Genomic DNA, 13,203 nt, shown 5'->3' with positions numbered 1-13,203 from the left:
CTGCGGAAAACCACCGCCCCGCCCGGGATGTTCTCCGGGCGGGGCGGTGGCGTCTGTGCCTTCCTGGCCCTAGGTGGGGTCGGTGACGTGCACGTCCAGGGTCCAGGGGCGCTTGGGGCGGGAGGGCGGCGCGAGGTCGACCGTGTGGCCCAGGGCGGTGAGGATCTTGGCGAGCTCGTCGGGGGCCGAGGGGGAGGCGTCCTGGTGGAGGAGGGCGCGGGCGATCTCGCCCCGGGTCGCCTTGGCCATGTGGCTGACGACCTTGCCGTCCCTGAAGACGCGTACCGTCACCGAGCGCTCGCCCGGCTGCCAGGCGCCCGCGTACGTGGCCGAGCGGAGATCCACCACCAGCCCCTCCGTCCGATCCAGCTCCTTCGACACCACCGGACGCCAGAACGCGGCCAGCCCCCCGAGCGGAGGCAGGTTGACGCCCATCGACAGGCGGTACGGCGGAATGAAATCTGTGATCTTCACCACACCCCAGAGGCCGGAGAAGACGAGCACCGACTCCTCCGCTCGCCTCCTGGCCTCCTCGCCGAGGGTCCCCAGGCCGAGATTGTCGTAGAGGACGCCGGTGTAGAGGGTGGCGGCGGGCAGCGTGGGGGCGGTCTTCAGCACCGTGTTCTTGGCCAGCTCGCCGGCCAGCCCCGGGGTCAGCCCGAGCACGTCGAGGGCGTCGCGGCGCTTGGAGGCCCGGACGAGCGCGTTGAGGACGCGTTTGCGGGCCTTGTCGAGGGCGGGGAAGGACAACTCGCCCACGGGCGGCCCGTTGCCTTCGGACGCCTTGCCTTCGGACGGCGGCAACAGGATCAGCACAAGCATCTACCTTATTGGCCCTGGCCAGTGCCGCTTCCGGTCTCGTGCCGGGTCGTGACCGTGGCTCCCGTGAATCCGGGCGGGTCCGTGACAGGGCAGGAGAGGAAGAACATTCCGGTCGGCGAGGGCGAGGGTGGGGTCGTGTGGGCGACGGAAGAGCCGGCCCTGGACGCGGCTGGGCCGCATGCCACAGACGGGCACGATGTCTCGGCCGGACACGATGTCTCGGCCGGACACGATGTCACGGACGGGCGCGGTTACGGACCAGCGCGGTTACGGACGGGCGCGGTTGCGGACGGGCGCGATGCCTCAGACGGATGCGGTCCGGCCGCATGTCGCGGCTCGGCGTTTCGTCGTGAATCCGCTGGCCGGAGGGTCGGGTGAGGTCGTCGTCCATGCATGAACCGCCGGCGGCGGGCCGGGTCGCGCGGGCCTTCTCGCCCGCGACGCCGGGTCCTGCCGGGGATGGTTTCATGCAGAACGGCGACCCCGGGCAGCCCGGGGTCGCCGTTCTGGTCACGCGATATGTGGTTATCTCATCACGGCGAGCGCTGGATCAACGTTCGTCGTTGGGGGCAATTGAATGGGTTTCGCTGAGTCGAGCCGACTCGTCCAGGATGTCGGCGCCCTTATCGCGCAGCGCTGCAATGTGCTGACGCCCATGATGGGCGCAGAACAAAAGCTCCCCACCCACAGGCAGGGTCGCGCGAATGTAGGCCTGGGCACCGCAGCGGTCGCAGCGGTCGAGGGCCGTCAGCGGCTTAACGGGGGCGAGAGCTCCAGTCACGTATCGCCTTTCGGGTCACCCCCGCCGAAGCGAGGATCTGGCGTCAGTCACTTGGAACAACATCTAACCGGACGTGGACGTTCCCAACCGCCCCCTCTCTACGCCCAGAGCGGAATGTGTCCCAAAGTAATGACGATCAGCCGGTTGGTAACGGGAAACGTGCCGCCATGGCAAGCTTGTACGCGCACCTACGGGAAGAACGGTAGGCTACGCACACGTGTTCGATGCCTAGACCAGGGGAGCTGGAGTGACGCTAGTGGAGGCGGGTTACACGGCTCGTCACCTGTCGGTGCTTGAGGGCCTGGAGGCCGTTCGCAAGCGCCCGGGCATGTACATCGGGTCCACCGACAGTCGCGGGCTGATGCACTGCCTCTGGGAGATCGTGGACAACGGCGTCGACGAGGCGCTGGCCGGTCACTGTGACCGGATCGAGGTGGAGCTCTATCCCGACGGGTCCATCGAGGTGCGCGACAACGGCCGTGGCATCCCGGTCGACGTCGAGCCCAAGTCCGGCCTGGCCGGCGTGGAGCTCGTCTACACCAAGCTGCACGCGGGCGGTAAGTTCGGCGGCGGCTCCTACGGCGCCTCCGGCGGCCTGCACGGCGTCGGCGCCTCCGTGGTCAACGCCCTGTCCGCACGGGTGGACGTGGAGGTCGACCGCGACGGTCAGGTGCACGAGATCAGTTTTCGCCGTGGCGTTCCCGGGGTCTTCGACGGCGAAGGGCCCACGGCGAAGTTCAAGAAGAAGTCCGGCCTGCGCATCGGGGGCCAACTGCCCAAGAAGGTCACCGGCACCCGCGTGCGCTTCTGGGCCGACAAGCAGATCTTCCTGCCCGACGCCGAGGTCTCGCTCGACGAGATCCACGTGCGGCTGCGGCAGACCGCTTTCCTGGTGCCGGGCCTGACCCTCGCGGTCTGTGACAGCAGGCACGAGGAGCGCATCGAGGAGGAGTTCCGCTTCGACGGCGGCATCTCCGAGTTCACCGAGTTCCTGGCCCGCGACGAGGCCGTCTGCGACGTGCTGCGCCTGCAGGGCCTGGGCCACTTCCACGAGACCGTGCCGGTCCTCGACGACCAGGGCCACATGACCCCCACCGAGGTCCAGCGTGAGCTGACCGTCGACGTGGCGGTCCGCTGGGGCAAGGGCTACGAGTCCACCGTGCGCTCGTTCGTCAACGTCATCGCCACCCCCAAGGGCGGCACCCACCTGACCGGCTTCGAGCGCGGCCTGGTCCGGACGATCAACGAGCTGCTGCGCGAGACCCGCCTGCTGAAGAACGGCGACGACCCGGTCACCAAGGACGACATCTCCGAGGGCCTGACCGGGGTCGTGACGGTCCGGGTGCCCGAGCCGCAGTTCGAGGGCCAGACCAAGGAGGTCCTCGGCACCTCGGCGGCCACCCGCATCGTCGCCCACGTGGTCTCGCGTGAGCTCAAGGAGCTCTTCGTCAACCCGCCGCGCGGCTACAAGCAGCAGTTGCGGGCGGTGCTGGAGAAGATCGTCGCCGCCGCCAAGGCCCGCATCGCGGCCCGGGAGCACCGCGACAACCAGCGGCGCAAGAGCGCCCTGGAGAACTCCGCGCTCCCGGCCAAGCTGGTCGACTGCCGCAGCGACGACGTCGACCGCAGCGAGCTGTTCATCGTCGAGGGAGACTCCGCCCTGGGCACGGCCAAGCTGGCCCGCGACTCGGAGTTCCAGGCTCTGCTGCCGATCCGGGGCAAGATCCTCAACGTGCAGAAGGCGTCCGTGAGCGACATGCTCAAGAACGCCGAGTGCGCCGCCATCATCCAGGTGGTCGGGGCCGGCTCCGGGCGCTCGTTCGACATCGAGGCCGCCCGCTACGGCAAGGTCATCCTCATGGCCGACGCCGACGTCGACGGCGCCCACATCCGCTGCCTGCTGCTGACCCTCTTCCACCGCTACATGCGGCCGATGGTGGAGGCCGGGCGGGTCTTCGCCGCCGTGCCGCCGCTGCACCGCATCGAGCTGACCAACCCGGGCCGGGGCAAGGACAAGTACATCTACTGCTACTCCGACGCCGAGCTGCACAAGGTGCTGCGCGACCTCGACCGGCGGGGCAAGCGGTGGAAGGAACCGGTGCAGCGCTACAAGGGTCTGGGCGAGATGGACGCCGATCAGCTCGCCGAGACGACGATGGACCCGCGGCACCGGGTGCTGCGGCGCGTGCGCATCGAGGACGCCGAAGGGGCCGAGGGGATCTTCAATCTGCTGATGGGCAGTGAGGTCGCGCCGCGGCGGGAGTTCATCGTGAGCAGCGCGGCCGAGGTGGATCGCGACCACATCGACGCCTGAGTGCGCTCAGGTGCCGTCCAGAGCCTGAGCCCTTGATCATGGGTTGGGCTCTGGAGGGGCTGTAGGGTGCTCTGACGGCTCTACCTGGGTTCAGGGGGCCCTGGGTGGTGGCCGGGTCGCTTGAGGGCCTCAGGGTGCGTTGTGGCGTGGGTGACGTGGGGCGACCATTCCGGCGGCTCTGCGTTCCGAGGTGTCGTTCCCTGGGTTCACGGGCGTCGCGTCGTCGGCTTCCTGCGTGCGCTCTGTTCGCGCGCCGGTGCCGGCTGCTCGGGGAGGGCGTTCGGCCTCGGGTGGGGGGAAGGTGCCCGGTTCGTTGTCCGAGGCGGTCGGCTCCGCCTCCGTGAGTGGTCGTCGGCGTGCGCGTGGGGTGTCCGTGGGTGGTCGGCGGAGTGCTCTGGGAGCGTCCGACGGTGGTTCTGTGACTGGTCGGCGTCGTGCTTCGAAAGCCGCCGGCGTCGTGGCCGTGAGGGTGTCCGGTGTCGTCTCCCCAGGGCGGTTGGGATGAGGCGTCGGGGAGTTGGTCAGGGGCGCCGATGGGGGCGCCCCTGAGGGCGTTCTCGGGGGCGAAGAGGGTGGGTCAGTGGGGTGAGGGGGTGAGGCGGCCGGTGTGGACGTCGTAGATGGCTCCGGCGATCGGCATGCCCGACGGCAGGAACGGGGTGCTGCGGATGCGGGTGAGGTCGTGGCGCAGGGCCTCGTTCTGGTCGGGGACCGTGTGGAACTCCAGGCTGCGGGTGTCCACGCCCCGGTCGCTGGTCAGCTTGTACACGTCCTCGTCCGTCGCCTTGGCCATGCCGCAGTCCGTGTGCGGCATCACCAATACCCGCTCCACCCCGAGCAGGTAAACGGCCAGCACGAGCGTCCGCAGGACGTCGTCCGTCACGCGGGCGCCCGCGTTGCGGAGGATCTTGGCGTCGCCGGGCCGCAGCCCGAGCAGGCCCAGGGGGTCGATGCGGGAGTCCATACAGGTCACTACGGCAAGCCCGCGGGCTGCCCGGCCGGTGAGCCCCGAGTTGCCGAACTGCTCGGCGAACTTCGCGTTGGCGGCATATAGGTCGTCGAACGCACTCATGCCACAAATGATGACCGACACCCCAAAGTTACTGCTCAGCGGGGTGCCGACTGGCTGGACTTCGCCAACGTCCCACGAAAACCCTTCACCGTGGGTGATGATGTCGTAGCCGTATGTACGTGATCGAAGAAGGTTAGTCGTGAGTAGGTCTGAATCGCTTGCCGCGTATCTCCGTGCTCAGGCCCGGCGCCGCCTCGACCGCGTGGAGTCCAAGGACGACGGCCGCAACGCCAAGTGCGCCCTGGCTCTCCTCGACACCGCCGCCTACGCGGCCGGCCTGCCCGAGGACGACCCGCTGATCCTCATGCTGGACCAGGCGGGCTGCTTCGGGCCCCTGGGGTGCGAGGGGTTCGATCCGGGAGAGGCGGGGACCCGGCTGATCCGGCACTGGCAGGGCGGTGAGCCGCACGAACTGCTGCTCGCCCTCCCGGCCGCCATCACCGCCGCGACCTGACCCCAGGGGCAGGTAGGCCCCCGCGCGATGGGGTCGAAGGCGGCAGGGGCTCGCGGGTGAGGGGCGGAGGTCAGGGTTTGAGGCCGACGCCCACGTACCACCATTCGCTGCCCGCGAGTTCGGTCTCCCAGGCCTCGTCCGGGCGCCAGTCCGCCACGTGCGTCACCCCGGGCTCCACCAGGTCGAAGCCGTCGAACATGTGGCTGACCTGGTGGTGGTTGCGGTGGATCAGGGGCGCGTCCGCGTCCTCGTACACCTCGCGGGCCGCCACCCCCACCTCCGGGTGGGCGTCGTCGGTGAGGTGGGAGATGACCAGCGCGCTGCCCGGTGCCATGCGTTCGCGGAACTCGCCGACCACGCCCCACGGGTCGTCCTGGGCGGTCAGGCAGTGCAGCACGCCGAGGGCGATCACGCCCACCGGCTTGCTGAAGTCGATCAGCCGCTTGGTGTCCGGGGCGTCGAGGATGGACGACGGCTCGCGTACGTCGGCGTGCACGATCGTGATGGCCGTGTCCGTGCCGGCCAGCAGGGCGCGGGCGTGGACGATGACCACGGGGTCGTAGTCCACGTAGACGACACGCGCCTCCGGGTGCTCCTTGCGGGCGACCTCGTGGACGTTGTTCTGGTTGGGCAGCCCGGTGCCGAGGTCGATGAACTGGTCGATGCCGAGTGCGGACACATATCGTACGGCTCTGCCCAGGAAACGCCGGTTGGCCAGGCAGATCTCCCTGCTCGGGCCCAATGCCATGATTTTTTCCGCGGCTTCGCGATCAGCCGCGAAATTGTCCTTACCGCCGAGGTAGTAGTCGTACATGCGCGCCGAGTTGGGGATGTTGGGATTGATCCCCGTCGGGACGCGCGAGGGGTTGGTCATCTCGGCCCTTCGAAATCCGCACCGCTGACTGCTCAGCAGATCGTAACGCTCATGTGACAGATTTGTGGATCTTTCGCGTTAATCCGACAGAGAGCCGCGGGACGCGCCGAGCGGCCGGGCGAGGCGGCCGGGCGCGTCCTCGCCGATGCCGATCGCGGCGGGCGCCTCGACGTTCCCGATCGCCTCCGCGCGGCGCGCCAGTTCGTCCTGCTGCCGGCCGCCGAAGGGCGGGTGCGCTCACCGCTCGGCACGCAGCCCCTGACCGACGCCGAACGTCAGGAGATCGCCCGCGAGACCGCGGAGCTGATCGTTCGCGCCCATCGTCCCGCGGCCGATCCGACGGCCGGACCTGCCGGCCGGACCGGCTGAACAGTCGGCCGGACCGGTCGGACCATCGGCCGGACCTGCCGGGCCGGGTGGGAAGCGCTGAGGGGCGTCGGGCTTGGCCGGAGGGTCGGTGAGGGGTTCGCCGGTGTCAGTCGGGGCGGTGCCTGAGGGCGTAGTCGATGCTGACGGCGGCCAGGATGAGCAGGCCCTCGACGATCGGGCGGTAGGTGGAGTTCCAGCCGAGCAGGTTGAAGCCGTTGCCGATGAGCGTCAGGATCAGCACCCCCACCATGCCGCGCCAGATCGCGCCCTGCCCGCCCAGGATGCTCGTGCCGCCGATCACGGCCGCCGCGATGGCCGTCAGCTCCAGCAGCGTCCCCATGTCCGGCTGGGCCGAGCCGCCGCGGGCGGCCAGCACCAGGCCGGCCAGCCCGGCGCAGATCCCGCTGATCGCGAACACGCCGACCTGGACCGAGCGCACGCCGATCCCGGACAGCCAGGAGGCCGTGGGGTTGCCGCCGACGGCGTACACGCGCCGGCCGAACGTGGTGCGCGCCAGCAGGATCGACGTGATGACGGCCACCGCGACCAGGAGCAGGGACGACGCGGTGACGCCGCCGAGGACGGTGGGCCAGCTCAGCGACTGGAACGCCGTCAGGTGGGCGGGCCCGGGGTAGACGATCGCGCCGCCGGCGATGACGAGGGCCAGGCCGCGGTGCACGATGCCGAGCGCCAGCGTGGCAATGAACGAGTGCACCCGCGACAGCACCACGACCACGCCGTTGACGGTGCCGAGCAGGCCGCCGGTGAGGACGGCGGCCGCGTACCCGGCGGGGACGCCCGCGCGCTCGGTGACGAGCACGGCCACGATCGCGCTCACCGCGAGCACCGCGCCGGCCGACAGGTCGAAGACCCCGCAGATCACGCACAGCGTCATGCCGCACGCCAGCAGCCCCACCACGACGGCCTGGTCCAGCAGGTTGATGAGGTTCCCCGAGGTCAGGAACGTGTCCGTGGACAGCGAGAGCACCGTCACGAGCACGGCCACCGCCAGGACGATCCCGTAGTCGCGTAATGAGCGCGGCGCGCTCACCGTGCGTGCCGGGCGCGCCGTCATTCGTCGTATTCGCCGGTCACCGAGGCGAGCGCCTGCTTGGTCCCCATGCTCGTGCCGGGATCGACGTCCGTCATGGCGTTCGTGTCGGGCACCTGCTTGCCCAGCGCCTTGTTCAGGCCCAGCTCGGCGGCCTTGGCGCCCAGGGTCTTGACCGGCAGGTAGTACGCGGCGTACCAGCGGCCCTCCTGCACCGCCTTGACGGTCTGGCGGGAGGCGCCGTTGGCGACGTACAGGATGTCCTTGTCCTTGGCCACCGCCTCGGCGCCCAGGACGGCCTGCGACGCGCCGATGATCACGTCGATGCCGGGCTCCTTCTGCAGCACGTCCTGCATGGCCTTGCGCCCGCTCTCCTGCGTGTAGCCGCCTTCGAGCTGCGCCTTCACCTGTACGCCCGGCGCCGCCTTCAGCACCCCGACGGCCGCCTGCGTGCGGGCGTTGTCCAGCGGGAGCGCCTTCAGGCCCTCCAGGTAGCCGACCTCGCAGGGGTTCAGCTTCTTGCTCTCGCACGCCTGGACGGCCAGCCTGCCGAGGCCCTCGCCGTTGAGCGTGGGCACGTCGATGAGCGTGATCGTGCCCTCGACCTGGGGCTGGGCGGTGTCGTAACGGGTGCCCACGGGAGTGAACTGAACGACGACGGAGATCCCGGCCTGTACGGCGGAGCGGATCGCCGGCACCACGGCCGCCCCGTCGTTGGCCTGCACGACGAACACGTCGAACCGCTTGGCCGTCACCGCGTCCTGGAGCTGCCGGACCTGCGCCTGGGCGTCGAAGTTCGGGTCGAGGAACTCGGCCGTGGCGTTGTTGGCCTTGGCGTACTCCTCGACCCCGGCGAACGTGGCGGCGGTGAACGAGTTGGCCTTGGCGAAGCCGAAGAACCCGATCCGCTTGGGCCCGCCGGAGGCGGCGGAGGCCGAGGGGGTGGCGCCGCCCTGGGCGGCGGGATTGACGCAGGCGGTGGTGAGCAGGGCCAGCGCCGCCAGGGCGGGTAACGCAGTCCATCGTGCGAGCATCTCGATCTCCATTCACGTCGTCGGCGACTCACCCGGGACTTCGTGGTGGCGATCATAGAGACACCAGCGACACGCCGGAGGCTTCTCGGGCCGACGAGGTGACGGAGACTCGTGTTTCAGGTGGGCTCGTTGCCCGGTTTCCACTTGATGCCGCACCCGAGCGACGGGCTCTGCTCCTCGGGCAACGGCGTGCCGTCGAGCAGGGCGTCGATGGCGGCCCGCAGCGACGAGCCGGTCACCGGTACGGCGTTGCCCGGTCTGGAGCCGTCGAACTCGCCGCGGTAGACGAGCTGGAACTGCGCGTCGTACAGGAAGAAGTCGGGCGTGCACGCCGCCCGGTACGCCTTGGCGACCTCCTGGGTGTCGTCCAGCAGGTACGGGAACCCGAACCCCGCCCGCGCGACCTGCTCCGCGAGGTGTGTCGGATCGTCGTCCGGGTAGTTCACGCTGTCGTTGCTGCTGATGGCGACGATCGACAGTCGCGAGCCGTAGTCCTTGGCCAGGGCGGCGAGGCCGGATTCGATGTGCCGCACGTACGGGCAGTGGTTGGACAGGAAGACCACGAGGCTGGCGGGAGAGCCTTTGAGGTCTTCGAGGGAGACACTGCCGCCGTTGATGGCGGTCAGATCGAAGGCGGGCGCGGGAGTGCCGAGCGGGACCATGAACGAATTGGCAGCCATGGCATCCATTGTCGTCTGAGAGAGGCAGGAATCGATGAGCGGCATCGCCGAGTACCGAAGTGTCGTGCTGGATTGCCCCGATCCGGGGGCATTGGCGGAGTTCTACGCCAAGCTGCTCGGCTGGCCGATCCTCTCGGTGGAGGAGGACTGGGCGGTCGTCAGCGACGGGGGACCGCGGCTGGCCTTCCAGCTCGCCGCCGACCACCAGCCGCCCAGGTGGCCGGACCCCGATCACCCTCAGCAGCTCCACCTCGATCTCGCGGTGGACGACCTGGACGAGGCCGAAGCGCAGACGGTCAAGATCGGGGCGAGCAAGCACGAGCACCAGCCGAGTGCCGACGACGAGTTCCGGGTGTTCCTGGACCCGGCGGGGCATCCGTTCTGCCTCTGCCGCCGGGTCTGACGGCTTCCGGCCCGGGTCAAGGGGACGACGCCCGGGCCGGAACCGGCCCCGCTCGGCGCGGGGCCGGCCCCTCGGGTCAGCCGATGGCGCGGATCAGCAGGTTCACCGCCTCGCGCAGGTTGCCCGCCGCCAGCTCGTGGTCGGCCGCCGCCTGGAGGTCGGGCCGCCTGGCCGCGCTCTGCGCGACGTCCCTGGCCACCGAGACGACGGCGTCGTCCACGGCGTACGCGTCGCTCTTCGAGCGCTCGAGCAGTGACGCGGCCGTGGCCAGGCGGCCCAGCACGGTCCGGGCGTCGCCGACGGTGCCGTCGGCGTTCCAGTAGCGGGCGCCCAGGGCGAGGGTCAGCTCCGCGGCGGCGTCCTCGGACAGGTCGTCGCCGCCGGCGAGCTCGTCCCGCGCCGCCTTGAGCCGGTCCCTGGCCCGGTCGGTACGCAGCCCCCAGCCGTACGGGAACAGCGGGTCGTACGAGGCGTCGCCCACATTGATCGGCACCTGCTCCACCGACCGGAACCACGTGAACGGCAGCCGCCCGGTGTAGGGCGCCGTGCCGAACAGCGGATCGGCCACTCCGTCGCCCTCCGTGCCGGGCAGCCACGACGCCACCACGGCCTCGACGCCCGACAGGTCGCCCAGCAGCATCGGACGGCCGGAGACCACGAGCACGGCGCACTTCATGGCCCCGCAGACCCGGTCGACTGCGGCCCGGTCGGCGGCCGACAGGCTCAGCGTGCGCCCGGCGCGGCCCACGTCGCCCTGCCCCTCGGCGTACGGGGTCTCGCCCACGACCACCACGCCCACGTCGTGCCCGGCCAGGCCGGCGGAGGCGTCACGCGAGTAGGTGACCGAGGCCGCCTTGGACCGGATCGCCCGCAGGATCGTGGTGCCCTGGGTGATCGGGCCGGACGAGCCCTGCCAGGTGATCGTCCAGCCGCCGCTCTGGTTGCCGAGGTCGTCGGCGTTGGAGCCGGCCACGTACACCTTGGCGTCGCGGCGCAGGGGCAGCAGGCCGCCGTCGTTCTTCAGCAGCACCTGCGACTTGGCGGCGGCCCGGCGGGCGACCGCGCGGTGCGCCGCCGAGCCGACGTCGCCGAGGTGGGTGCGGTCGGCGTACGGGCGCTCGAACAGCCCCAGCCGGAACTTCTGGGTCAGGATCCTCGCCACCGCGTCGTCCACCCGGGCCACCGGCACCCGCCCGGCCTCGACCTCGGCCTTGAGCGTGGTCGTGAACTGCGGATACGCGTAGGGAACCATGATCATGTCGAGTCCGGCGTTGATCGAGGTGCGTACGTCGCTCGAATAGTCGCCGGGGATCTGGTCGATGGCCTGCCAGTCGCTGATCACGAAGCCCTTGAACCCGAGCCGGCCCTTGAGCGTGCCGTTGATCAGCTCGGCGTGGGCGTGCATCTTCAGCGGCCCGTCGCCGAAGTCCACGCTGGAGAACGAGGGCATCACGGTGGCGACGCCGCGCCTGACCGCCTCCGCGAACGGCGCCAGGTGGACCGCCTCCAGCTCCTGGCGGCCGACCTGGGTGACGCCCTGGTCGATCGTGTAGTCGCCGGTCGTCGAGGAGCCGTACGTGGTGCCGCCGTCGCCCACGTAGTGCTTGGCCGTGGCCAGCACCCCGTTGTCCTGCAACCCGTCGATGATCGTGGCCATGCGCCGTACCAGAGCCGGGTCCTCGCCGAACGACTCGTACTCCCGGCCCCAGCGGTCGTCGCGCGCCACGCACAGGCAGGGGGAGAAGTTCCACGGGATGCCGGTGGCCTTGACCTCCTTGGCCGTGACCTCGCCCTCCCGCTCGACCAGGCCGGGGTCACGGGTGGCGCCCATGCCGACGTTGTGCGGGAAGATCGTCGCGCCCACGACGTTGTTGTGGCCGTGCACCGCGTCGACACCGTAGATCAGCGGGACCTGGAGGCGCGTCTGGCGGGTCTGGAGCTGGAAGGCGTCGATCATGTCGGCCCACGCCCGCGGCGTGTTCTGCGGGGGCGTCGAGCCGCCGCCGGACAGCAGGGAGCCCAGCACGTAGGTGGCGATGTCGCTCTGCTTGGCCAGCGCGCCGCGCTCGGCCTGCGTCATCTGGCCGATCTTCTCATCCAGCGTCATCCGGCCCAGCAGGTCGGCGACGCGGTCCTTGACCGGCTTGCCGGCGTCCAGGTACGGCAGGCCGTGCGCGTTGATCACGATGACCGGCGCCTCGGCGGGCGGCCTGGTGCCGGTGCCCGACAGCTCGATCGGGATGGTCTCCGCGACCTCGTTCTGCCCGTCGTGCAGGGTCTTGACCGTGAACGTCCTCCCCGACCCCGAGGCCGTGCCCGCCGGGAACGTCAGCGTGCCCTGGACGGGCGTGTAGTCGGTGCCGGGGGTCGCGGTGCCGGTGCCGGTCCGGTAGGCCACCGACAGGCCGCCGGCGAGCGGGGCGCCGTCGGCCGTGGTGATCGTGACGCCGACCTCGGCCTCGCCCTTCTCGTCCACGGGGTAGACCGGCTTGCCGGTGGACAGCCGCACCGGGCGCGGGGGCGCGGTGCCGTAGATCTGGAACTCGTCCCAGACCAGCGTGCCCGACGTGGTGGGCAGGCGCATCGCGTAGCCCCAGATGGCGACCAGGTCCAGCTCGCCGTCCGTCGGCGCGCCGCCCGGCTGGTAGTCGGTGCGGCGGGTGAAGCTCGCGAACGGCACCTCCACCTTCCGCCAGCCCGCCGTGTCGTCGGTGAACGACGACTCGAACAGCTCGGCGTTGCCCGGGCCGGGGCCGCCGTCCTTGAGCTCGAAGAAGATCCGCTGTCCTGAGCCGGCGCCCTTCACCCAGAAGGAGAAGCCCTCGTACGGGGACCAGTCCTGCGTGGCGGGCAGGTCGTGGGACCAGCCACCCCACTGGCTCACGTTGTAGACCGAGGTGAGCACCCGGTTGGCGGCGGGCGCCCCTGGGCGGTCGGTGCCGGGGCCGACGGTGAGGGCCGGGGTCGAGGCCGCGTCGTTGCCCCAGGCGTACACGCCGGCGGGGACGCCGTCCGACTCGAAGTCGGTGATCGTGAGCGGTTCGGCGGCCGCCACTGCGGGCGGGGCGACGAGGAGAGAGGCGACCAGGGCTAAGGCCACCCCTAATGGGCGTCTGGATCGGAACACGGTACCTCCATCGGAGAGAGCGCTCTCTCAGATGATCGGCCCTGGACGGGGTTTCATAACAACCCATTCCTCGTGCGCGTGATGCCCGTGGGACGAACCTGCGCCGGCCCGCTCAACGACCGCGCTCAACGACCGCGCCGGCGGCCCGCTCGATGGCCCGTTCGCCGCCCAGCTCGATGGCCGGCTCGATGGCCGGTTCGATGGCCGGTTCGATGGCACACC

Annotated in this window: 12 protein-coding genes; 4 read left to right on the top strand and 8 right to left on the bottom strand. The window is 70.4% G+C overall.

The features are described 5' to 3' along the window. Positions 1-69: 69 nt before the first annotated feature. Together AB0I15_RS28885 and AB0I15_RS28880 are read right to left on the bottom strand one after the other, a co-directional pair. Positions 70-816: a peroxide stress protein YaaA gene (locus AB0I15_RS28885; RefSeq protein WP_358102124.1), complete on the bottom strand. Its 747-nt coding sequence runs from the start codon at positions 814-816 to the stop codon at positions 70-72. 556 nt (positions 817-1,372) lie between these two features. Beyond that, entirely contained in the window at positions 1,373-1,603 is a 231-nt protein-coding gene (locus tag AB0I15_RS28880) for a hypothetical protein (RefSeq protein ID WP_358101966.1), read from the bottom strand. Positions 1,604-1,850: 247 nt separating this feature from the next. On the opposite strand from AB0I15_RS28880, the gene AB0I15_RS28875 reads away from it, so the two are divergent. Further along, on the top strand, positions 1,851-3,917 hold the full coding sequence (locus tag AB0I15_RS28875) for a DNA topoisomerase IV subunit B (RefSeq protein ID WP_358101964.1): 2,067 nt from the start codon (positions 1,851-1,853) through the stop codon (positions 3,915-3,917). A 577-nt stretch (positions 3,918-4,494) separates the two neighbouring features. On the opposite strand, the gene AB0I15_RS28870 is transcribed toward AB0I15_RS28875, so the two are convergent. Further along, positions 4,495-4,989: a carbonic anhydrase gene (locus AB0I15_RS28870; protein WP_358101962.1), complete on the bottom strand. Its 495-nt coding sequence runs from the start codon at positions 4,987-4,989 to the stop codon at positions 4,495-4,497. Positions 4,990-5,128: 139 nt separating this feature from the next. Here AB0I15_RS28870 and AB0I15_RS28865 point away from each other — a divergent pair, with 139 nt between their 5' ends. Next, on the top strand, positions 5,129-5,443 hold the full coding sequence (locus AB0I15_RS28865) for a hypothetical protein (RefSeq protein ID WP_358101960.1): 315 nt from the start codon (positions 5,129-5,131) through the stop codon (positions 5,441-5,443). A gap of 70 nt (positions 5,444-5,513) precedes the next feature. Here the strand turns inward: AB0I15_RS28865 and AB0I15_RS28860 are convergent, their stop codons facing one another. Next, positions 5,514-6,317: an SAM-dependent methyltransferase gene (locus AB0I15_RS28860; RefSeq protein ID WP_358101958.1), complete on the bottom strand. Its 804-nt coding sequence runs from the start codon at positions 6,315-6,317 to the stop codon at positions 5,514-5,516. A 60-nt stretch (positions 6,318-6,377) separates the two neighbouring features. Here AB0I15_RS28860 and AB0I15_RS28855 point away from each other — a divergent pair, with 60 nt between their 5' ends. Then, positions 6,378-6,686, top strand: coding sequence for a TetR/AcrR family transcriptional regulator C-terminal domain-containing protein (locus AB0I15_RS28855; RefSeq protein WP_358102122.1), 309 nt, complete (start codon positions 6,378-6,380; stop codon positions 6,684-6,686). 106 nt (positions 6,687-6,792) lie between these two features. On the opposite strand, the gene AB0I15_RS28850 is transcribed toward AB0I15_RS28855, so the two are convergent. The 3 genes from AB0I15_RS28850 to AB0I15_RS28840 all read right to left on the bottom strand — a co-directional run bounded on the left by AB0I15_RS28850 (position 6,793) and on the right by AB0I15_RS28840 (position 9,451). Continuing rightward, positions 6,793-7,761, bottom strand: coding sequence for an ABC transporter permease (locus tag AB0I15_RS28850; RefSeq protein ID WP_358101956.1), 969 nt, complete (start codon positions 7,759-7,761; stop codon positions 6,793-6,795). Then, positions 7,758-8,771: a sugar ABC transporter substrate-binding protein gene (locus AB0I15_RS28845; protein WP_358101954.1), complete on the bottom strand. Its 1,014-nt coding sequence runs from the start codon at positions 8,769-8,771 to the stop codon at positions 7,758-7,760. The genes AB0I15_RS28850 and AB0I15_RS28845 overlap by 4 nt, the downstream gene beginning before the upstream one ends. A 116-nt stretch (positions 8,772-8,887) precedes the next feature. Further along, a complete protein-coding gene (locus AB0I15_RS28840; RefSeq protein ID WP_358101952.1) occupies positions 8,888-9,451 on the bottom strand; it encodes a thioredoxin family protein in 564 nt (187 codons plus the stop codon). 34 nt (positions 9,452-9,485) lie between these two features. On the opposite strand from AB0I15_RS28840, the gene AB0I15_RS28835 reads away from it, so the two are divergent. Continuing rightward, a complete protein-coding gene (locus tag AB0I15_RS28835) occupies positions 9,486-9,854 on the top strand; it encodes a VOC family protein (protein WP_358101950.1) in 369 nt (122 codons plus the stop codon). 76 nt (positions 9,855-9,930) lie between these two features. Here AB0I15_RS28835 and AB0I15_RS28830 read toward each other — a convergent pair whose 3' ends face one another. After that, positions 9,931-12,981 (bottom strand): glycoside hydrolase family 3 N-terminal domain-containing protein, encoded by a 3,051-nt coding sequence (locus AB0I15_RS28830; protein ID WP_358101948.1) that lies wholly within the window; start codon positions 12,979-12,981, stop codon positions 9,931-9,933. Positions 12,982-13,203 lie beyond the last annotated feature (222 nt).

The organism is Nonomuraea sp. NPDC050643 (assembly GCF_040654715.1).
GTDB lineage: Bacteria > Actinomycetota > Actinomycetes > Streptosporangiales > Streptosporangiaceae > Nonomuraea.
The sequence above is the reverse complement of the archived record's forward strand: the minus strand, read 5'-3'. Positions and strand labels throughout refer to the sequence as shown.